This is a genomic window from Rhizobium sp. BK418, from assembly GCF_004341105.1.
Lineage (GTDB): Bacteria > Pseudomonadota > Alphaproteobacteria > Rhizobiales > Rhizobiaceae > Rhizobium.
In genome coordinates, this window is record NZ_SLZK01000004.1 from 209,619 (window position 1) to 231,194 (window position 21,576).

The following is a 21,576-nucleotide window of genomic DNA, read 5'->3' on the forward strand; positions in this document are numbered from 1 at the left end:
GCCGAACCTCCTTCCTCATTTCGTCAGCGACAGCGCGCCGGGCGCGCCGGACAGCGAGCGCGTGGGCGAGGAGGTGACGATCATGATGGCGAGCGTGAGCACGTAAGGGGCGGCGTAGAACAGGTAATAGCCCTGGGTCACGCCGATCGATTGGAGCGCCGGCCCGAGCGCGCCGGCGCCGCCGAAGAGCAGAGCTGCCAGGAAGCAGCCGATCGGGTTCCAGCGCGCGAAGATGACGAGCGCCACTGCCATCAGGCCCTGGCCTGAAGAAATGCCCTCGTTCCAGGAACCGGGATAATAGAGCGAGAGGTAGGCGCCCCCGATTGCCGCCAGCGAACCTCCCACGGCGGTTGCGAGCAGTCGCACGCGATCCGGATTGATGCCCATGGTGCGCGCTGCGTCGGTGCTGTCGCCGACAACACGCAGGATCAGTCCGACACGGGTATTCTTGAAAGCCCACCAGAGCACAAGGGCGAGTGCCGCTCCAAGCAGGAAGAGCACGTTGATGTTCAGCGCCGCCTCGATCTGCGGCAGGCGTGACCAGAAACCGAAGGGGATCGACGGCAGATGCGGAGCGGCCGGCTGAATGAAGGACTTGCCGAGGAAGAAGGCGAGGCCCAGGCCGAACTGCATCATGGCAATGCCGATCGCGATGTCGTTCACCTTAGGCCATTTGCAGATCCAGCCGTGAAGGAGACCGAAGACGGCGCCAGTCGCCATGGCGGCAAGCACGCCGAGCCAAGGTGAATTGGTCATGACGGCGACCGCGTAGGCCGTCATCGCGCCGAAGACGAGCGTACCTTCAAGCCCGAGATTGATGCGCCCGGAGCGTTCGGTGATCGTCTCGCCGAGGCTGACAAAGATGAAGGGAGTGGAGACGCGGATGGCGCCCGCAAGGATCGCAAGCGGCACGCCCCATATGCCGATGCCCGTCTCTTCCATCAGAGGCTCCTTTTCCAGAGGTCGGGATTGAAGATCTTGAAGCGGCCGTAGAAGGTTTCGCAGAAGAGGATGACGATGAAGAGCGTGCCCTGCAGTACCAGCACCGTGGCATCCGGCAGGCCCATGCGGCGCTGAATGAGGCCGCCGGAAGCATCGATGCCCCCCAGCAGGATTGCAACCGGGATGATCGCCAGCGGATTGTGGCGGGCAAGGAAGGCGACGAGGATGCCGGTATAGCCGTAACCCGCAGCGAGCGAGGCGTTGGCGCTCCCCTGGACGGCGACGACTTCGATCATGCCGGCAAGCCCCGCGAAGCTGCCGGCGATCGCGGTGAAACCTGCGATCAGCCTGCCGACCGGCAATCCCTGGATCTGGGCGGCGCGTATATTGCCGCCGGCGATGCGGGCGGCAAAACCGTAGCTCGTTACCTCGATCAGGACCCAGGAGAGGATGCAGGCAAGGATCCCGATCACAAGGCCCCAATGCACATCCATGCCGGGGATATTGCCGAGCATATAGTCCGCCGGCAGCGGCTTGGTCGAGGGTTTGTTGAGGCTGGCGGGATCGCGCAGCGGCCCCTCGACGAACTGGTTCATCAGCGCGATGGCGATATAGGAAAGCAGCAGCGAGGAGATGGTCTCGTTGACGCCGCGGTAATGGCGCAGGAAACCGGCAAGGCCGATCCAGGCGCCGCCGACCACCATGGCGGCGATCGCCATGAGAACAAGGGAGGGTAGGACGGCAGGCGTCCCCACGAGCGGCATGGCCATCGCTGCGGCTGCAACGCCGCCCAGCACGACCGCTCCTTCCCCGCCGATGATGACGAGGCCGAGGCGGGCGGGCAGGGCGACGCAGAGCGCCGTCAGGAGAAGGGGTGCGGCGCGGCTTAAGCTGTTCTGTACGGAAAACCAGCTGCCGAAGCCGCCGGTGTACATGAGCTGGAAGAGCATGGCCGGCGACTTGCCGATCGCCAGGATGAATAGGGAGAAGAGCCCGAGACCGATCAGGATGGCCGCAAGGCCAAGCACGATCGGTTCGGCCTTGCGCGCGGTCCATTCGAGCAGGGGACGCAGGGGGGCTGGTTCGGAAGCGACTGATATTGCGGGATCATTGGCCTGAACGGTCATGGCGCCTCTCCCGGTCGAGCTTTACGCCGTGGATCCGACGACGCCCTCGACCAGATAGTTCATGCTTTCGAGCTCGATCGCATCCTCCGCGTAGCTTTTCTCGGCCGTGACGACGATGTTGCCCTTGTTATCCTTGAGCGGCCCCTTGAAGACCGAGAAGCCGCCCTTCATCATCCCGGCATGTGTTGCTTCGAATGCCTTGCGGCCCGCCTCGGGAACACCCGGACCAAGCGCGCTCATCTTGACAAAACCGTCCTTCAGGCCGCCGCGCACGAAGTTGTCGAGCTTCTCGCCGGCCTGCGCTTTCTTGACGAAGTCGCTATAGACATTTCCCCAGGCCCATTCGGCGCCGGTGAGGTATTTCTCGGGCGCAAGCGGGCTCTGATTGGCGTGATAGCCGCAGACGAAGGCGCCGCGGCCGGCAGCGGTTTCGACCACCACCTTCGGGCTGTCGACATGGCAGGTGATGACGTCGGCGCCTTGGTCGATCAGCGCGTTGGTCGCTTCCGCTTCCTTGACCGCCAGCGACCACTCGCCGGTGAAGATCACCTGGCAGGTGATGATCGGATCGACGCTGCGCGCACCCAGCAGGAAGGCATTGATGTTCTGCAGCACCTGCGGGATCGGCTTGGCGGCGACGAAACCGATTTTCTTGCTCTTCGTCGCATGACCGGCAGCGATGCCGTTCAAATACTGGCCCTGGAAAATATAGCCGAAATAGGAGCCGGTATTGGCCGGGTGCTTGCCCTCCTGCCAAAGCCCGCCGCAATGGCGGAACTGGATATCGGGATATTTAGCGGCCATGGCCAGCATGTGCGGATCGAAATAGCCGAAGGAGGTCGGGAAGAGCAAGGTCGCGCCATCGAGATTGATCATCGATTCCATCGTCTTCTGAGCGTCTACCGTCTCGGGAACATTTTCTTCTTCGACGACGGTGATGCCGGGCAGCACCTTGACCGCCGCCGCCCCCTCGGCATGCGCCTGGTTGTAACCATAGTCATCCTTAGGCCCGACATAGATGAAGCCCAAGGTCAGGGCCGTCTGCGCAAGCGCGCGCGAGGAAAGACCGGGCACGACGCCGGCGAGAGCGGCAGCGGCAGAAGCCTGAAGGAAATGGCGTCGTTTCATGGAAAGGAAACTGGTCATCGAAATGCTCTCCTTGCGGCGGTTTTGGCCGATTCAATTGGTTACAGAAAAGTGTATGCAATGGTCATGCCAGATTTTAGCTTGTTGATTCTACGCAAGAAATTTCCATTGCTTCACCGCACGCCGAAAGGTGCATGCAATTTCATCCAGAAGGTAGATTAAAAATTATGCATAGCCTGCAAAAGAGCCTTATCTCTGCACTGTTGCGTGGATTTCCATATGGAGGGCCAGTGAAGAAGTACAGTTTCTCTCGACATATCAATTATATGTGCCGACGTTTGACTTTGTTCGGTCGAGCGCGCATGTGTATGCAACCGTAACAACGCAGAATCATCAATTGAAGCAAATCAGGCGCAGAGAGCTCATCAGGGCAGGAACCACCGTCGAGCAGATGGTACGGGCGATTGCCGATATGATTGTCACTGGGCAGATGCAGCCGGGCGACAAGCTTGACGAAATTTCGCTGGCGGCGCGCTTTGACGTGTCACGCACACCCGTCCGTGAGGCTCTTCGTGAGCTCGGTGCGATGGGGCTCGTCGACCGGGAACCGAATCGCAGCGCCGTCGTCACCACCGTGACCGAAACCTATCTGCATTCCATGTTTGAGGCGATGGCCGAACTCGAAGCGATCTGTGCGAGGCTCTCGGCAGAGCGTATGACGGTCGATGAGCGGCGCACGCTGGAACTGGAGCACAAGGCCTCGATGAGGCTCGTGCATGCCGGCGCGGAAGAGGACTATGCGGCTTATAACACCGAGTTTCACACACGCCTTTATCGCGGCGCGCATAACGATCATGTTTTGGAGATGGTGACCCAGACGCGGGCGCGGCTTGCCCCATTTCGACGGGCACAATTTCGGCTGCCTGGCCGGTTGGCAAGATCCTACGAGGAGCATGGCCGGATCGTGATCGCGATCATGCGAGCAGACGGCACTGCTGCCGCACAAGCAGCCTATTTGCATGTGGAGATGGTCAGTGATGCGAGCGCGGTGTTTGCCGCAACCGGCGAGGCGAACGCGCGAAACAGTTGAGGTCGTGCGCTCACCCGCGAGCCATTTCCGCTCCTGTTATCCAACAACATGGAATGACGCGTCGTCTTGAGATTATAGGAGGAAATGCCGATGAAGAAGATCTTCAATCCGCCGTCGGTTCGCCGTCCGTTCGGAAATTATAATCATGGTTTGCTTGTGCCGCCGGGCGCTTCGCTTCTTGTCACCTCAGGTCAGCTTGGTATTGGTCTCGACGACGAGGTGCCGCAGGACATCAGCGGCCAGGCCGAGTTATGCTTCGAAGCGATCAAAGCCATTCTCGCTGATGCGCAGATGAGTTTTGCGGACGTCATCCGCATTGCCGGATTCGTGACCAAACGCGAGGACTTCCCAGCCTATATGGCGGTGCGCGACAGATATACGCTGGAACCGAAGCCCGTCTCGACGTTGGTCATCATCAGCGGGTTCACCCGGCCGGAATTTCTCGTCGAAGTCGAAGTCACAGCCGCCAAGATAGTATGATGCCCAGTGGCGCCATGCGCTTTCAGAAATTCTCCATCGACGTCTTCACCTTCGCCAGAAAACGCGCTCGCGTCTCCGCGGTACAGTTGTTCATGTCGTAATGAGCAAGGAAGGTGACCGGGCGCAGAGGATTGGTCTGCGCCCGCAAAACCCGCTTGACGATTTTCTTTGGCGGATTGCCGGCCGCGAAGGCGCGGAATGGCGTTGCGCCATAGGTCAGCACGGCGGCAAGTTTCCTGATATGGCGTAACCGCGATTCCACCTTGCCGTCGATGAGTTCGAAGGAGACGCCCGGAAGCCAGACGCGGTCGAAGTATCCCTTCAGGATTGCCGGAAAGCCAAAATTCCAGACCGGCGTGACCAGAACCAGCGCTTCGGCGCGCTTCAGCCGCTCGACGTAGGATTTCACCAACTCGGTATTGCCGGGATAGTCGTGGTAGGCGAGCCGGTCATGCCGGGAAAGAACGGGATCGAAGTCTTCGGCGTAGAGATCGCATCCATCCACCTCGTGGCCGGCATGGCGCAGGCTTTCCAGCGCCTGCCTATAGAGCGCTTTGCCGTAGCTTTCCTCCACCGGATGCGAGTGCAGCACGAGAACCCTCATGAGGCCTCCATGACGCTCGCAAGGCCTGGGAAGAGATAGTTCTTGCCGGCATTAAAATCGAAGTCTGGGTTCTCCCAGGCGATCATCTTGCCGGGGTTCAGAAGCCCCTTCGGATCGGTTTCGTGTTTGAAGGCGAGTTGCACCTTGTCGGTGCGCTTCATGCCGCCTTCCTCAAGCGTGTAGCGGTGCGGGTTAAAGATCGGGCAACCGTGATCCTGGTGGATCTTGATGATCTCCTCGAGCCGCTCCTCGGTGGTATAGCGCACCAGCGGCAGTCCGGAACATTGGATCTGCCCGTCGAAGCGGATGAACTCGAGATGGCCCGGCACCTCGTCGCCGAAGATCTCTACCATCTTGGCGACCTTGGCCACGTGATCCGGTCCAGGATACTGGACCTGCAGATAGGTGAGACCCGGATCGACTTTCAGCGCGCGCAGCGTCGTGTGGTTCCAGGCAAGTTCATAGGCATGCGGAATGCCCTTCATGCTCTCGGCCTTATCGGAGCGGAAGATGACCTCGCCCTTGTGGGCCGAGGTGAAGGCGAGAAATGCGTCCATCGCATGCGGCGCGATCATTAGCACCACCACCGACTGCCCCTTGCGAATATAGGGTTTGTGGCGGGTGAAGTAGTCATGGGGGATCGGAGAAGCGATTGGCGCTATTTCTTTGACGAGAATGCCGTTGCATTTGGCAAGCGCGTCCGAAAAGCGCACGCAGGCCATGAAGTCATCATAGCCGACGAGAACATCGACCCAGTCATAGGCGGGCGCCAGCGGCATTTCGATCTCGGTGATGACACCGTTGGTGCCGTAGGCATGGCTGACCTTCTGCAAGTCCCAGCCGGTGAGATCGAGAACGCGCGGTTCGGCTTCCATGGTGACGACGCGCAGGCGCAGAATATTGCCGAGATCGCGCAAGCCACCCCAGGTGATCGAGCCGACGCCGCCGGAGCCGCCGGCGATGAAACCGCCCACGGTCGCCATCTGCGCCGTCGATGGGTGGAACCGCAGCTCCTGGCCGGAATGAGCCTTGGTTTGTTTGTCGAGCTGGGCAATGATGATGCCTGGCTCGCAGATCACCCGGCCGGGATGGATTTCCTTGATCTTGTCCATAGCGGCAAGGTTGAGCACGATGCCGCCTGAGAGTGGCATCGCCTGGCCGTAATTGCCGGTGCCGCCGCCGCGCGGCGTGACCGGCACGCCATGCGCGAAGGCGACCTTCAGCGTCCGGATGACCTCGTCTTCGTTTTTCGGCGTGACGACGAGATCGGCCGTCACATTGTCGAGCTGGGCCTTCAGGATCGGTGAATACCAGTAGAAATCACGGCTCTTCTGGCGCACGAGCGCCGGATTATCTTCGATGGCGATGCCTTCGAGGTCCTTCTTGATCGTCTGATAATCCGGCATGTTAGGCTCCAACGACACTGTCGAGTTCACGATAGTCCGGCAGGCTGCGGTCGATCACCTTGCCGCGGCGAAGAACGACGCGGTCGGACTGCGGACGGGAAAGAAATTCGCTCCAGCGCCTGGCGCTGAAGAGCACGAGGTCGGCCGCTGCGCCAACGGCGATGCGACCCATATCCGGCCGGCCGAGAATATCGGCAGGCGAGGTGGTCACGACGCGCGCGGCCGTGTCCAGCGGATGATCGAGATGCAGGATGCGAACCGCCTCTCGGAACACCTCCACCGGATCGAGATCACCGTAGGCGTAGAACGGATCGCGGGTATTGTCGGAGGCGACCGCGGTAGCGACGCCGGCCGCCGCCAGTTCCTTGAACAAGGTGACGCCACGCCACCGCGGCGTGCGGCCGGCATAGCGATCCTGCAGATAGGTGTTGCACATCGGCAGCGAAACGATGCAGAGGCCAGCCTTGGCGACGAGTTCCACGGTCCCCTTGGCCGTTTCCTCGTCCTGGCGGGCAAGTGAACAGCAATGGCCGGCAGTCACCTTGCCTTCGAAGCGGTTTCGCAGCACCGCCTCGGCGATCGCCTTCAATGTCTCCGCGCTCGGATCGTCGGTTTCATCCACGTGGAGGTCGATATCGAGCCCATTGTCGGCGGCGGCTTTGAAAAGCACATCGAGCTGGCTGTTCAGATCGGGGTTCATGCGGGTGACGCCGCCGATCAGTCCGCCCGTGTCCCGGATCACGGCGACGAGGTCGGCGAAATAGCTTGTGTGCGCGATGTCATCCAAGGGAAAAAGCGCCACCGCCTGCAGCGCAAGCTTGTCCTTCCAGATTTCGCGCATTTCCGCAAAAACCTCAAAGGAAATGCGGTGCTGGGGAGCAAGCGAGTCGAGATGGGTGCGGATCAGGCTGGTGCCGTGCGCATAGGCCGAGCGCAGGGAAAACTCCATTCGCTTTCTCACATCCGCAGCCGACCAGTAGGTTTCGCGGTCGGCGCGCACCGCCTCCAACGCTCCCATGAAGGTTCCGTCCGGATTGGCATTGCGCGGCCAAATATGGCCCTTGTCGAGATGGGTGTGCATGTCGGCGAAGCAGGGCCAGACCATGCCCTCCTTCAGGTCCGATTTCGCGAATTCGACCGGCGCTTCACCCGGCGGCAACACGGCGGAAACGATGCCGTCCGTGATGACGATGTCGGCTTTGACCAACCCTTCGGCAGAAGGCGCATCGTAGTTGGCGACGGCGATGGCAGGCAGGGTCGCGTTGCTCAATACGAACCGGCCGGCATTAGGCGGGGAGAGGAAGGAATAGGTCATCAGTTTTCCCGTTTCAGGCTGCTCTCGTGCCAACGGTGCAGGGCAAGCCAGGAAATGAACGAGGTTATGGCAAAGATTGCGACCCCGAGCAGGGAGAGCATCAGCAGCGCTGCGAAGAGGCGCGGAATGTTGAGCCGATACTGTGCTTCGAGCAGGCGGAACGCGAGCCCGGAGCCGGCGCCCGCCGAGCCGGCGGCAAATTCCGCGACGACGGCGGCAATCAGCGCGAGGCCACCGCCGATCCTGAGACCGGTCATGAAATACGGCTGGGCGGCCGGCAGCTTCAGAAAGAGCAGCGTCTGCCACCGCGAGGCGCCATAGAGTTCGAAAAGATTGATCAGATTGTGATCGACGCTCTTCAGCCCCTGGACCATGTTCGAAAGGATCGGGAAGAAGGCCACGAGGAAGGCGCAGATCAATAGCGCCACCTGCGTTGACGGCGCATAGATCAGGATGAGCGGCGAGATCGCCACGATCGGCGTGACCTGGAGAATGACGGCGAGCGGATAGAAAGCGAGCTCGATCCAGCGCGACTGCACCAGGAAAATGGCAAAGCCGACACCGCCGATGAGGGCGAGCATCAGCGACATGAAGGTGATCTTCGCGGTGACCCAGAGAGCAGGGGCAAGCGTGCGCCAGTCGGTCACGAAGGCGCTGGCGACGGCGGCCGGGCCTGGGAGTATGTAAGGCGGGACGCCAGACAGCTTCACATAGGCGTACCAGACCAGGATCAGGGAAGCGATCAACAGGAAGGGAATGCAGAGACGCAGAGCCAGATCGCGGCGCCTTGCCCTTGCCGCGCTGGCAAGGAGCAGCGATGAGATCTCGGTTTCGTCATTCATCAATGATCCTCCGCCGAGTTGATCGCCCCGATGAGCGAATGCGAGACCGTTTCGCAGGCTTTGCGATATTCTTCCGACGTGCGGTAATGTGCGTCCCGCTCCAGCCGGGTCGTCAGCGGAAGGTCAGCATGCACGCGCCCCGGCCTTGCCTTCATCACGACGATGCGGTTGGAGAGATACGCGGATTCGAAAACCGAATGCGTGACGAAAATGACGGTGATGCCGGTCGCCCTCCAAAGCCGCAGCACGTCATCGTTCAGCCTTTGGCGGGTGATCTCGTCGAGTGCGGCGAAAGGCTCGTCCATCAGCAGGAGTTTCGGCTTCGTCACCAGCGCGCGGGCAATGGACACGCGCATCTTCATCCCGCCGGAGAGCTCGCGCGGGTAAGCCTTGGCGAAATCCTGCAGGCCGACGGTGTTCAAGACGTCCAGGATTTCATCATGCGCCGCCGCCTTCGAAATGCGCTTGAGCTTCAGCGGCAGGTGGACGTTGTCGAACACGTTCTTCCAGGGCATCAGCGTCGGCTCCTGGAAGACGAAGCTGATATCTCCCTCCGGGAGACCCTTGGAATTGATGCGCGAACTCGGCCAGTCAATCGCGCCCGACGTGGCATCGCCGAGGCCTGCGATGATGCGCAACGCCGTCGACTTGCCACAGCCGGAAGGCCCAAGCAGGCTGATGAACTCACCGCTTTCCACGGTGAGCGACATGTTCGAAAGGGCCACCGTTCCACTGGAGAAGACCTTCGAAACCGATTGCATGACGACCAGCGGCCGCTTGCGCGTCTCTTTCGGGAATAGGGCCTGAACTTCTGCTGGTGGCATTGCCTGTCTCGTTTGCGCAATGGTATGTGATCCGCATTGACCGCGGATCACGGGCGGCGTTTCGGCTTACTTCTTCATCGCCATTCCGGTGCCCTTGCAGACGAATTTCGTCGTGAAGGCTTTCGTATAATCCGTTTCCGGCTTGAACACCTTGATCGCCACCATCTCGTCGAAGAAGGCCTTGTAATGGGCGTCCGTCAGGCAGCCGATGCCTTTGTCTAGGCTGTCGCCCGATTCGATGATGCCGTATTCTTTCATCTTGGCGATGGAGTAGGCGATCTGACCATCCGTCATTTCCGGATTGTCTTTCTTGATCAGTTCGTTTGCTTTGGTGTTGTCGCCGTAGAGATAATGGTACCAGCCTTCGATCGAGGCATCGACGAAGCGCTGAACGACATCGGGCTTGCTGTCGATCATCGCCTGCGTCGTGGTGATCATCGTCGAATAGGGAGAGTATCCGTTGTCGGCAAGCAGGAAGACCTTTGGCTCGAATCCGGCCTGCTTCTGGATCTCATAGGGTTCGGAGGTAAGGTAGCCCTGCTGCGCTGACTCCTTGTCGGCGAGGAACGGCGCCGGACTGAAATTGTAGGGCTTGTACTGCTCGTCCCTGAAGCCTTTGAAGTTCGCCTTCATCCATTCGAAATAGGTGAGGTAGCCGTCCTTGCCGAGAAACAGCGTCTTGAGCTTCGCAAGGTCTTCGAATTTTTCAATGCCGGCATCAGGATGGGCGATCAGCACTTGTGGATCTTTCTGGAAGATCGCTGCGACGTCGACGAGCGGAATGCCCTGTTCGACGGCCGAGATCTCGCCCTGCGGCCCACCCATGTAAAAATCGATCTTGCCGGAGATCAGCAGTGCGCTGTTTGCCGCGTTCGGGCCTCCCTGGACGATCGTCACATCGAGACCGTGTTTCGCGTAGGTGCCATCGGCAACCGCCTGATAGAAGCCGCCATGTTCGGCCTGCGCCAGCCAGTTGGTGCCATAGCTGACTTTATCGGCCGCTTGCGCGCCGGCCATCCAGGCCAACATGCCGCCAAGACCTATAAGTGCGGAAGAGACGCTATGCTTCAAGATATTGGACATGTCGACGTTCCCCTTCTGAATTCGCAACGTCTGAGCCGACGTCCGATTTTCTTCATAGGAGCGATTGCTTTGCTCTTTGAAAAGCATCAAATTTCGTGCGCAATGATGCCTTTTCGGCATCTCACCCAAAGCCTGTGCCTAATTTATGCTGCGTGCTTGATTTTTGTGCAACGAGGTCCCGATGCTGCACTCCAGAAAGCTTCTCTATATCAACGAGATCGCGCGATCGGGCTCGATCCGCAAGGCGGCGGCGCGTTTGAACGTGGCGTCTTCGGCGATCAACCGGCAGATCCTCGCATTGGAGGAGGAAATGGGGGCGCCGCTGTTCGAGCGCCTGCCGCGCGGGCTGCGTCTGACGGCCGCCGGCGAGCTCTGCATCGAGCATATTCGCGACGTCTTGAAGAACTACGAGCGGCTGGAGGGGCGCATCCGCAGCTTGAAGATGCAGCAGGCGGGCAAGGTGCGGCTGGTGACGACGGTTGGCCTTGCGGCAGGCCCGCTGCCGGACATCATCGCGCGGTTCCAGTCGGAACATCCACGCGTCTTCATGCAATTGCGCAACGACGCCGGCACTTTAACTGTCAATCCCGTGTTGTCCGGCGAGGTCGACATTGGCCTCGGCTTCAATATTCCTGCAACGCCCGGCATCCGCACCCTCGGCAATTTCGACATTCCGATCGGCGTGGTCCTGCCGCCCGGCCATCATCTGATCGGCCCCGGCCCGATCAATCTGGCGGATATCGTCCAGGAGCGCCTGGTGCTGGCGCAGCAGGGAACAAGTCTGCGCGATGTGATCAATCTGGCAATGGCGCGCCTCGATGTGCACGTCGAGCCCGTTCTCGAAACCAATGCATCGGAGATGCTGAAAAAACTGGTCAAATCCGGAGCAGGGGTGACCATGTTGAACCCGCTCGATGTCATTGTCGAGTGCAGGCAGGGCGAACTGGTTTTTCGGCCGATCGCCGAGCCGCACGCGCGCCATCAGGCGATGAAGCTCTTTGCCCGCGCGCGGGCGCCGCTTGATTCCGCCACCAGCCTCTTCGTCGAATATCTCCTGGCCGAGCTGGCCGGTCTGGTGGAGGAGCTGCAGGCGAAGGGACACATCGTGGCAGAAAAATCGGCCGCGATCTGAACCGCGTGCAGAAACAGACTTACTTCGAGAAAAGATCGGAAAGCGGGTAGCGCTTGAGGTCGTAAAGCAGTTCGATGAAACCCTTGACCTGATGGCGGCAGATAGCGTCGCCCTTCTCGGCTGTGCCGAGCGACGCGTCGCCGACGACGCCGTAGGGATTGAGGTCGTGAGCGATCCAGGCGAGCGAATGGGGGGGCAGCGGTTGAAGGTATTTCGATTGCTCGCCCATCCACTCCGCCTTGGACGCAAAGTTCTGCGCCTTGTCCATTCGTACCAGATCAGGGCGGAAATGGAGCATAAGCGAGGTTTCGACCTCGCCGCCGTGGATGCCGTATTTCAACTCGTGCTCGCTGATCATGCCATCGGGATGGCCGAAGCGGCCCCACTGCGTCGAGACGACGGCCATTTGGTGGCGGACGCGCAACTCTCTGGCGACGATGCTCATGATATCGACATTGCCGCCATGCGAATTGACGATCACCATCTTGCGGATGCCGGCTTCCGCCACCTTGGCGCCGATCGCGGTCCAGACCGGGATGAGCAGTTCAGCGGCGAGCGACAACGTTCCCGGCCCGTAAACATGCTCGTTGGCTTTGCCGATCTCCTGTGTCGGCAGCACCAGACAATCGAGATCGGCGGGTTTCTGCTTCTGCAGCTCGGTAAGCATGCCGTTGGCAATGGCGACATCGGTTGCAATAGGCAGATGGGGGCCATGCTGTTCGGTCGAGGCGATGGGAAGCACGGCGATTGTGGTGTCGGCTGAAAGTCCGGCAAAATCGTAGCTGTTCAGTTCGTTCCAGTAGAATGGCAATGCCATCTGCGCACCTCTCATTGCTTATCAAGCAGTGAGTAGGGAAAATTATTGCGCACGAAAAGCATCAATTTGCGCCCATGCCGATGCCTTTTAGAGGCTGGAGAAGCCCTATCGCTTTCGGGAGCCTCTGCTATCACGGACAGGTTTGAATTGAGGGCATGCCTTATGAAAATATGCGCCGATGCCGGACAGCGACGCACAGAAATCAATGACCCAAATCTAAGCAAAAGCACTCCGTCGCTCCCGCCTACCCATTCAGATCGCGCGGGTCCTGGCAATGAGACCCCGGAGAACGAGCTGCATCGCCTTTGACAGAAGTTTCTGCATCTCGTCTCCCTTCAGGCCGACGGACTGGTTGCCCTGATATAGTTGCGCCAGCCGCCGAACTCGGTGATCTCCCGTCCGCCGGTCGCGGCATGGCCCTCGCAGAGAAATCCCGTAAGGCAAGTTCCGTCGTTCAGGGTGATCTTGCCCACGCCAAGTGGAGCCGGAATATTCTGCACGAAGCGGGCGAATGCCGCCGGTGGCAGGGCCCAGACTTCAACTTCGACGCCTTCGCCCCTGAAGTCCGGATCTCGCACCAGCCCCGGCTTGGGAGGGATCGTGCCATTGAGGGCAAAGAGCCGGTAGCTGCCATCCGTCCGGCCTGCTTTCACCCTGTATCCGCCCGGTCGCGTCAGCTCATGGTTCAGCGGCATATCCGTCAGATGCGCCCCGACAACCACGATCGGGACGAAGCCATCGGCGGGCGGCATCACGCGGCTTGCCTCCGGTAACGCGACGCTGCGGTCCTTCCCCATGCCGGTTTCCGCTGCCCGGTGCATGGCGTCGGCGAAGGGCGCGATCGCATCGTCGGTGAAGGCAGGTCCGACCAGCGTCACGCCTGAAGGCAGATGGCCGCTCGCGTCAAAGCCGGCGGGAATGGCGATCGCCGCGCAGTCGAGCAGGTTTGCAAAGTTGGTATAGCGGCCGAAATGGCTGTTCTTGACGATCGGGTCGGCCTGCATCTCCTCGACGGTATAGGTTGTGGGGGACGTCGGCAGCATCAGCAGATCCACCTTCTCCCATTCGACCCTTGTTTTCTGCCGCAAGGCTTCCAGCTTGTACCGGCCTTCAAAGGCCGCGACGGCATCATAAGCTCCAGCCTCCTCGATGATGGCCCGCACTGTGGGATCAAAGTCGTCGCTGTTTGTCGCCAGGAACTCCTTGACCGCCGCCAGCCGTTCGGCAACCCAGGGACCGTTGTAGAGCAGTTCGGCGGCCTGCCGGAACGGCGCGTAATCGAAGGGAACGATGGTGGCGCCGAGCGCGCGCGCTCTTTCGATTGCGGCGTCGTAGAGAGTTTCGACCTGCCGGTTGCCGAAGAATTCCCGCTCGGCGCCGTCTAACACACCGATTCGCAAACCCGAGGCGGGCAGGGTGGATGGAGCCGCCTTGCGCGAAAACGGATCGGCGGCATCGTAGCCCTCCATCACCTGGCGGATCGCGACGCCGTCGCCGACCGTTGGGGCAAAGACGGTGACGACATCGACGCTGCGGCAGGCCGGCACGACCCCGACATTCGGCACCAGTCCCGGTGTCGGCTTGATGCCGACGAGATTGTTGAAAGCCGCCGGCACGCGACCGGAGCCGGCTGTATCCGTGCCGAGCGAAAAGCTTGCCAAGCCCGAGGCGACGGCGACCGCCGAGCCGGAGCTCGAACCGCCCGACACATAGTTCCTGTCGAAGACCGAGCGCGGCGCACCGTAAGGCGAGCGTGTACCATTGAGGCCCGTTGCAAACTGGTCGAGGTTGGTCTTGCCGACGACGATCGCGCCTGCTGCCCGCAGCCTTGCGACGACGGTGGCATCCTTCTCGGGAAGGTAGGCGAAAGCCGGGCAGGCCGCCGTGGTCGGCAATCCCGACACGTCGATATTGTCCTTGACGGCAAAGGGAATGCCCCAGAGCGGCAGGCTGTTCGGCTGCGGCGCACGCTCCATCAGCGCCCGGGCTTCGGCCCGCATTGCTTCATCCGGTGTCGGCGTGATGAAGATTGCCGGATCCTCCGAGGCTGCACGTCGGGCAATGACGGTCTCGACGACCTCCAGCGGTGTTGTACCTGCCTCATAGGCTGCGCGAAGGCTCGTCAGATCAAGAATGGTCGGCAGCATTGGTCAGCACTCCTCTAGAACGACGATGATATCGCCCGCTTTGACGTTTCGTCCGGGGCCGGCGCGCAGGTCGCGGACACGGCCCGGCGCATGTGCGGTGACGTTGATTTCCATTTTCATGGATTCGATGATGGCAAGCGTGTCTCCGGCAGCAACCGGTGCGCCCGGCTCGACCAGCAATTTCCAGATATTGCCGGGCACGGCGCTGGCAACCCCGAAGCATCCATCGGGAATGTCCCCATCTGGGCTTTCGCCGGTGCCCTCGTCGGCCACGAAGCTGTCGAGGCCTGCCTCCTTCCAGCGCTGGCGCTCGGCATCGAAAGCCGCCTGCTGGGTTGCCTTGAAGGTTCCGATCGAAGCCGCGTTCGCCAGCAATTCCTTGTCATAAGCCGCGTAGGAAAATTCCCTCTCCTCGATTCGGACGGGATAGCCGCCATGCGGGAAGGCGCTACGGGCGTCCGCCAGTTCCCGGTGGTCGACCGGGAAGAAACGGATCTGATCGAAGAAATCGAGCAGCCATGGCTTGCCTTTGGCAAAGACCGGCGTCTGCCGCCAGGTGTTCCATACCTGAATGGTGCGGCCGAAGAGTTGGTAGCCGCCGGGGCCTTCCATGCCATAGATGCACATATAGGCCCCGCCGATGCCGACGGCATTTTCCGGCGTCCAGGTGCGGGCCGGATTGTACTTCGTCGTGACCAGCCTGTGGCGCGGATCGACCGGGGTCGCGACCGGTGCGCCGAGATAGACGTCCCCGAGGCCGAGCACGAGGTAATTGGCGCTAAAAACGATATCACGCACAGCCTGTTCGTCCGCAAGCCCATTGATGCGGCGGATGAACTCGATATTGGACGGGCACCAGGGCGCGTTCGGGCGCACGAGTTCCTGATATTTGCGCATGGCGAGTTCCGCATCCGGATCGTTCCAGGAAAGCGGCAGATGCACGATGCGGCTCGGCACTTTGACGTCCTGGGCTGCGGGAAGGCTCGCTTCGATCTCGGCCAGCAGGCCAAGCAGGCGTTTGCGGGTGAGTGCCGTCCCATCATAATGGATCTGCAGCGAGCGGATACCGGGTGTGAGATCGATGATTCCGGGCAGGCGCGCCTGCGAGACGGCCTGCATCAAAAGATGCACCCTGAGCCGCAAGGCGATATCAAGCGTCATCGGTCCGTATTCGACCAGCAGATTGTCATCGCCCTGACGACGATAGACGACGGAGACCGGTCCATCCTCGCGTTTGCCGATAACAGGCGAGCCGACCTCCTCCTTTACCCGATGCACCACCGGACCGGCGATGGGATCTTCGGGCCGCGCGACGGGGTGGAAGCGGATGCGGTCACCCGGCTTGAACTGGCCCATCTTCCATTGTTCATCACGGGCAATCACTGCCGGGCAGACGAAGCCGCCGAGGCTCGGCCCGTCCGGCCCGAGGATGATCGGCATGTCGCCGGTGAAGTCGATTGCACCGATCGCATAGGCATTGTCATGCAGGTTGGAGGGATGGAGGCCAGCCTCGCCGCCGTCGCTGCGCGCCCATTTCGGCGCGGGACCGATCAGCCGCACGCCGGTGCGGTCGCTGTTGAAGTGCACCTCGTAGCTTGTCGAAAACAGCGTCTCGATATCGCCTTCCTGAAAGAAATCGGGCGCGCCATGCGGGCCATAGACGACGCCGACCTCCCATTCGCGCGTCAGCTGCGCCGGCTCGTTCGCCGGCTTCGGCGCCTCGGCCGCGGCTTGGCGGGCAAGATGCAGCACATGGCCTGTTTTCAGCGTGCCGGTGGCATTGCCTCCGAACTGACCGAGGCCGAAGGTGGCGCGCGAACCGAGCACGACGGGAGCGGCAAAGCCGCCTGCCACGGCAAGGTAGGCACGCTGTCCTGGCCCGTCGATGCTGCCGATCGCGATAATCTGGCCGGCATGAATGGTGACGGCCTCGTCATGCGGCAATTTCCTGCCGTCGACGTGCATCGCCATCCTGGCGCCGGCAAGGGCAACCACCGTATCGGTATGGAATTTCAACACTGGCCCGGACACCGTCAGCTCCAGCGCCGCGACCATATCGCCATTGCCGACGAGGCGGTTGGCGTGGCGGAAGGAACGTTCGTCCATCGGGCCGCTCGGCGGCACGCCGACATGCCAGAGGCCAAGCCGGCCCGGCAGCTCCTGGATGCTTGATTGCGCGCCGGGTGCAATCACCTCGACGACATCGGGCACGAAGGAGAAATCACGCAGTGCCGTCGTTGCAACCTTGCCGCCGGCAAGCAGTTCGGAGCCGGCGATGGTTCTGAGGTAGTCGAGATTGGTTTCGATGCCGGAGATCAATGTGCCGGCAAGGGCGGTCTTCAGCTTCTCGATCGCCGCCGGACGGTCGTCGGCTGAGACGATCACCTTGGCGAGCATCGGATCATAGAAGGGCGTCACGTCCGTGCCGGTCTCGATCCAGCCGTCGACACGTGCATCCTCAGGGAAGGATACCTCCGTCAGCAGGCCGGCACTCGGGCGGAAATCGGCATGCGGCATCTCGGCATAGACGCGTACCTCGATCGCGGCCCCTTTCGGCTGCAAGGTCTCCGCGCCAGAAAGAACATCCTCGCCCGCAGCCTGGCGGATCATCCATTCGACGAGGTCGATGCCGAACACGGCTTCGGTGACCGGATGCTCGACCTGCAGGCGGGTGTTGACCTCAAGGAAATAGAACTCCTCGCGCTGGGGATCGTAGATGAATTCGACGGTGCCGGCAGACTCGTAGGAAACGGCCGAACCGAGACCGACGGCCGCCTTGTGCAGGCGGGCGCGGGTCGCTGCCGAAAGACCGGGGGCAGGGGTCTCCTCGACCACCTTCTGGTTGCGCCGCTGCAGCGAGCAGTCGCGTTCGCCAAGCGCGATAACCTTGCCTTTGCCATCACCGAAGATCTGCACTTCGACATGGCGGGCCTCGGCAACGAAACGCTCGATATAGACGCGCGCGTCGCCGAAGCTTGCCCGCGCGGTGCGCTGCACGCTTTCGAAGGAAGCCCTCAGGCTTTCCGGATCGGCGCAGAGCTGCATGCCGATGCCGCCGCCGCCGGCCGTGCTTTTCAGCATGACGGGATAGCCGATCGTCTCGGCGGCCGAAAGCGCTTCATCGGCGCTTGAAAGCAGACCCGTGCCGGGCAAAAGCGGCACGCCGCTCACCTTGGCAAGTTCACGGGCCGTATGCTTGAGGCCGAAGGCCGAAAGATGTTCGGGTCGGGGACCGATAAAGGTGATGCCTTCGGCGGCAAGGCGCTCGGCAAAGCTGATATTTTCCGAAAGGAAGCCGTATCCGGGATGTACCCCTTGCGCGCCCGTCGCCCTGCAGGCGGCGATGACGGCATCGACATTGAGATAGCTTTCGCTGGCCGGCGCCGGCCCAAGGCGGACCGCTTCATCGGCGATTAAAGCGGGTTTTGTGAAGCGGTCGGCATCGGAATAGACGGCGACGGAGGCGATGCCCATCCGTCTCAGGCTCTTGATAACCCGAATGGCGATTTCGCCCCGGTTGGCGATCAGGACTTTCTTGAACATGCTCAGTCCTCGCCGTCCCAGATCAGCACCCGGATCGGCGTCGGGTCGAAGCCGTTGCAGGGATTGTTGATCTGCGGGCAATTGGAGATGACGCAGAGCACATCCATCTCGGCGACGAGCTCGACATAGTCGCCGGGCGCGGAGATGCCATCGACGATCGTCATCTCGCCATTCGGCTTGATCGGCACGTTCATGAAGAAATTGATGTTCGGCACGATGTCGCGCTTACTCATGCCATGTTTGCTGACCTCGAGGAGGAAGTTGTCGCGGCACGCATGCAGATATTTCGTGCCGTGGCCGAAGCGCACCGTATTGCTCTCGCAGGAGCAGGCGCCGGCCGACGTGTCATGACGGCCGCAGCTGTCGGCCGTCATGGTCAGCATGACGTTTCCTTCGTTCGACATGATCTTCGTGCCGATGCCGATATAGGCGGCGCCCTGCGTGCGCATCGTGTCCTGATTGGAATAGCGCTCGGAGAAATCATCGGCCCGGTAGAAGAGCGTGTCGATCGCCTGCTGGCCGAAACTGTCCTCTATGCGGATCGTCTGACCCTTGCGCACGATGCCGGACCACGGGGCTTCGGCCGCTATGAAATGATCCTGAGCGGCGTTTTGCGGGCTGCGGGCAGGGGAGGTCTGGATGAAATCGGACATGATCGTTTCCTCAGGCCAGCATCAGGGCATTGTTTTCGAAGCCGCGCACGGCTTCGGCCGTTGCCGTGCGGCAAAGATCATCCGCAGCCGGCACGGCCGCCCTGTAGCGGGTGATGACGACAGGCTTCGGCTGATAGGCGGGATCCGGATCGAGCGGATGCGGGCAATTGGAAAAGCCGACCAGCATGTCCATCTCGGCGCGCAGCTCGACGTAATCGCCGCTATTGGAACGCTTGCCCTGCCAGCTGAAGCCGCCGGCCTCGGCGAGGCGGACAGGGGCAAAAAGATTGAGCATACCGGGGATGTCGCGGCGATCGAGACCGAGCTTGCCGGCCACGAGGACCAGGTTGTCGCGGGTGTTGCGGGTCTTCTCGCCGGGATATTTGGCGGCGTTCGAGGCAGCCGTCGAGCCGCCCATCAGGCAGTCATGGGCGCCGGAACTATCCTCCGTCATCGAGAACATGACGCGGCCCATGTCGGAAAAGATCACGCGCCCCTTGCCGAGCGCCGTCGTCCATTGGACCTTTGCCGTATCGACAAGATTGATCCGTTCGCTGGTATCGGCGGCGCTCCAGGCGACCAGGGCCACGGTGGAATTGCCCTCGGCCTGATCGACGCGGATCGCCTCGCCGCGTTGAAGTTTCGTCGACCAATACCAGCCGCCGGGGACGGTTTCCTGATGGATGATAGCCGCGGCGGCGATTACCGGAGCCGGCAAAGGGCTTGGGCTAGGCAGGGCCTTGGGGGCGAATTCCAGCCCCTTCTTCTGATGCTCCTCATAGCGCGCGCGATTGGCGGCGATCTCTTCGGGGGAACGTCTCACATGCATCATCGCATCTCTCCTGACGGTGCCAGGTCGTCCCGGCTGCGCCCCAGGGAAGCGACCGGGCCGTCCCGGTCGGGGCTGAACATCGATGGTTCGCCGGCAAGGCGCGGCGGCCAGATGGAAATGTCCTTGGTGATAGTGGCGCCGTAGCGCTCTTTTTCTTCCGGTCGGTCGCGGCGCCGTTCGAAGGCGACGACGCGGCTTGCCAGCGTGAAGGCTTCGCGCATGTCGTGCGTGACCATGACGACTGTCATCTGCGTTTCGTGCCAGAGCCGCTTCATCAGCGTGTGGATTTCGGCGCGAATGCCGGGATCGAGCGCACCAAAGGGTTCGTCGAGAAGCAGCACCTTCGGCTTCATGATGAGCGCTTGGGCGAGCGCCAGGCGCTGCTGCATGCCGCCGGAGAGCTGAGCCGGATATTTGCTCTCCGAACCGGCGAGCCCGACCTCGGCGATCAGCTCTCGCGCTTCCGCAATGGCGTTGCGGCGCGCAGCGCCGAAGAGCCTGGCCTTGTAGCGCGCGGCGGATAGTTCCTTGCCGAGCAGCACATTGCCGAGCACCGTCAGATGCGGAAAGACGGAATAGCGTTGGAAGACGACGCCGCGATCCGCTCCCGGCTCAGGCGGCAGCGGCTCACCGTCGAGCAGGATCTTGCCCCTGGTCGGCCGCTCCTGGCCGAGCAGCATGCGCAGGAAGGTGCTTTTGCCGCAGCCCGACGGGCCGACAAGGGCGAGAAAGGCGCGCGAGGCGACGGTCAGCGACAGGTCCTCGAGCACGATCTGGTCGCCATATTCCTTCCAGACCCTTTCGATCTTCAGCTCGCTCATCCTTGCTTCTCCAGTTCCGACCACGGGAAGACGGCGATGCGCAGGCGGTCGAGGAGGGCGTTCATGACGACGGCAAGCAGGGTGATCCAGACGACATAGGGAAAGATGATGTCCATCGAGAGATAGCGGCGGACGAGAAAGATGCGGTAGCCGAGGCCGGATTCCGAGGAGATCGCCTCGGCCGCAATCAGGAACAGCCATGCGGGGCCGAGCTGCAGTTTTAGGCAGGTGATCAGCCGCGGCAGGATCTGCGGCAGCACGACACGCAGGCCGATCTGCCAGGAGGAGCCGCCGAGCGTCTCGGCCTTGACGATCTGCTCGCGCGGCAATTCCAGAGCCTTCAGTGCGAGATCACGGATCATCGTCGGCGCGACACCAATGACGATGAGGGTGATTTTCGAGGTTTCGCCGAGCCCCATGATGATGAAGAGGATCGGCAAGAGCGCCAGCGGCGGCACCATGGAGATGACGGCAATGAAAGGGGCAAGAAGCGCCCTGAGATAGGGCAGCATGCCAATCAGCATGCCGATGACGAGTGCAATCATTGTCGAGATGCCGAGGCCGGAGAGCAGGCGGATCAGGCTTGCGCCCGTGTCCGACCAGAGCAGGAATTCGCCGGTGCGCGGATCGGCGACGAAGGCCAGACGATTGATCGCATCGGCAAAGCCGGCAAGGCTCGGCAGAAGCTTGTCATTGGCGTTCGCAGCCAGTCGTGTGGCCGAGCCGAAGGCATAGGCAAGGGCAAGCAGCACGAAGGGCAGCATCATCAAGGCTAACTGTGCCCCGCGGCTCGGCCTCGTGTTGATCCAACGCATGGGAAATGCTCCGCTGG

The 21,576-nt window shown here is 61.5% G+C and carries 19 protein-coding genes; 3 read left to right on the forward strand and 16 right to left on the reverse strand.

From position 1 onward, the window contains the following. Positions 1-15: 15 nt before the first annotated feature. Genes EV281_RS17930 through EV281_RS17940 form a run of 3 tightly spaced genes read right to left on the reverse strand, consistent with a single transcriptional unit; the run spans position 16 to position 3,215 of the window. The gene (locus tag EV281_RS17930) at positions 16-942 is read right to left on the reverse strand and encodes an ABC transporter permease (protein ID WP_132654717.1); all 927 of its coding nucleotides are present in this window, start codon (positions 940-942) and stop codon (positions 16-18) included. Then, a complete protein-coding gene (locus EV281_RS17935) occupies positions 942-2,069 on the reverse strand; it encodes an ABC transporter permease (protein WP_132654719.1) in 1,128 nt (375 codons plus the stop codon). The genes EV281_RS17930 and EV281_RS17935 overlap by 1 nt, the downstream gene beginning before the upstream one ends. A gap of 21 nt (positions 2,070-2,090) precedes the next feature. Beyond that, positions 2,091-3,215, reverse strand: coding sequence for a BMP family ABC transporter substrate-binding protein (locus EV281_RS17940; protein ID WP_132654721.1), 1,125 nt, complete (start codon positions 3,213-3,215; stop codon positions 2,091-2,093). Between the two features lie 337 nt (positions 3,216-3,552). Between EV281_RS17940 and EV281_RS17945 the strand changes: the two genes are divergently transcribed. Together EV281_RS17945 and EV281_RS17950 are read left to right on the forward strand one after the other, a co-directional pair. Then, positions 3,553-4,245 (forward strand): GntR family transcriptional regulator, encoded by a 693-nt coding sequence (locus EV281_RS17945; protein ID WP_132654723.1) that lies wholly within the window; start codon positions 3,553-3,555, stop codon positions 4,243-4,245. Between the two features lie 90 nt (positions 4,246-4,335). After that, positions 4,336-4,725 carry a Rid family hydrolase gene (locus EV281_RS17950; protein WP_132654725.1) on the forward strand — a complete coding sequence of 130 codons (390 nt, stop codon included), beginning with the start codon at positions 4,336-4,338 and terminating at the stop codon, positions 4,723-4,725. Between the two features lie 22 nt (positions 4,726-4,747). Here the strand turns inward: EV281_RS17950 and EV281_RS17955 are convergent, their stop codons facing one another. From EV281_RS17955 to EV281_RS17980, 6 genes are all read right to left on the reverse strand, one after another. After that, positions 4,748-5,329 carry an NAD(P)H-dependent oxidoreductase gene (locus tag EV281_RS17955; RefSeq protein WP_132654727.1) on the reverse strand — a complete coding sequence of 194 codons (582 nt, stop codon included), beginning with the start codon at positions 5,327-5,329 and terminating at the stop codon, positions 4,748-4,750. After that, the gene (locus EV281_RS17960) at positions 5,326-6,735 is read right to left on the reverse strand and encodes an FAD-binding oxidoreductase (RefSeq protein ID WP_132654729.1); all 1,410 of its coding nucleotides are present in this window, start codon (positions 6,733-6,735) and stop codon (positions 5,326-5,328) included. Before EV281_RS17960 ends, EV281_RS17955 begins: the two co-directional genes overlap by 4 nt. 1 nt (position 6,736) lies before the next feature. Further along, a complete protein-coding gene (locus tag EV281_RS17965; RefSeq protein WP_132654731.1) occupies positions 6,737-8,050 on the reverse strand; it encodes a cytosine deaminase in 1,314 nt (437 codons plus the stop codon). Then, a complete protein-coding gene (locus tag EV281_RS17970) occupies positions 8,050-8,892 on the reverse strand; it encodes an ABC transporter permease (protein ID WP_132654733.1) in 843 nt (280 codons plus the stop codon). The genes EV281_RS17965 and EV281_RS17970 overlap by 1 nt, the downstream gene beginning before the upstream one ends. Beyond that, a complete protein-coding gene (locus EV281_RS17975) occupies positions 8,892-9,716 on the reverse strand; it encodes an ABC transporter ATP-binding protein (protein WP_132654735.1) in 825 nt (274 codons plus the stop codon). The genes EV281_RS17970 and EV281_RS17975 overlap by 1 nt, the downstream gene beginning before the upstream one ends. 66 nt (positions 9,717-9,782) lie before the next feature. After that, on the reverse strand, positions 9,783-10,745 hold the full coding sequence (locus EV281_RS17980) for an ABC transporter substrate-binding protein (protein WP_245508320.1): 963 nt from the start codon (positions 10,743-10,745) through the stop codon (positions 9,783-9,785). Positions 10,746-10,980: 235 nt separating this feature from the next. Here EV281_RS17980 and EV281_RS17985 point away from each other — a divergent pair, with 235 nt between their 5' ends. Next, entirely contained in the window at positions 10,981-11,931 is a 951-nt protein-coding gene (locus tag EV281_RS17985; protein ID WP_132654738.1) for a LysR family transcriptional regulator, read from the forward strand. Positions 11,932-11,950: 19 nt separating this feature from the next. On the opposite strand, the gene EV281_RS17990 is transcribed toward EV281_RS17985, so the two are convergent. The 7 genes from EV281_RS17990 to EV281_RS18020 form a co-directional block, all read right to left on the reverse strand. After that, on the reverse strand, positions 11,951-12,748 hold the full coding sequence (locus EV281_RS17990; protein ID WP_132654739.1) for a creatininase family protein: 798 nt from the start codon (positions 12,746-12,748) through the stop codon (positions 11,951-11,953). A gap of 335 nt (positions 12,749-13,083) precedes the next feature. After that, positions 13,084-14,895: an allophanate hydrolase gene (gene atzF / locus EV281_RS17995; RefSeq protein ID WP_132654740.1), complete on the reverse strand. Its 1,812-nt coding sequence runs from the start codon at positions 14,893-14,895 to the stop codon at positions 13,084-13,086. Between the two features lie 3 nt (positions 14,896-14,898). Continuing rightward, the gene (uca, locus tag EV281_RS18000; protein WP_132654741.1) at positions 14,899-18,438 is read right to left on the reverse strand and encodes an urea carboxylase; all 3,540 of its coding nucleotides are present in this window, start codon (positions 18,436-18,438) and stop codon (positions 14,899-14,901) included. Positions 18,439-18,440: 2 nt separating this feature from the next. Continuing rightward, positions 18,441-19,091 (reverse strand): urea amidolyase associated protein UAAP2, encoded by a 651-nt coding sequence (locus tag EV281_RS18005; protein WP_132654742.1) that lies wholly within the window; start codon positions 19,089-19,091, stop codon positions 18,441-18,443. Positions 19,092-19,101: 10 nt separating this feature from the next. Next, on the reverse strand, positions 19,102-19,923 hold the full coding sequence (locus EV281_RS18010; protein WP_132654743.1) for an urea amidolyase associated protein UAAP1: 822 nt from the start codon (positions 19,921-19,923) through the stop codon (positions 19,102-19,104). Then, complete coding sequence (locus tag EV281_RS18015; RefSeq protein ID WP_132654744.1) at positions 19,920-20,744, reverse strand: ABC transporter ATP-binding protein; 825 nt, start codon at positions 20,742-20,744, stop codon at positions 19,920-19,922. The genes EV281_RS18010 and EV281_RS18015 overlap by 4 nt, the downstream gene beginning before the upstream one ends. Then, complete coding sequence (locus tag EV281_RS18020) at positions 20,741-21,559, reverse strand: ABC transporter permease subunit (protein WP_132654745.1); 819 nt, start codon at positions 21,557-21,559, stop codon at positions 20,741-20,743. Before EV281_RS18020 ends, EV281_RS18015 begins: the two co-directional genes overlap by 4 nt. Between the last annotated feature and the right edge of the window lie 17 nt (positions 21,560-21,576).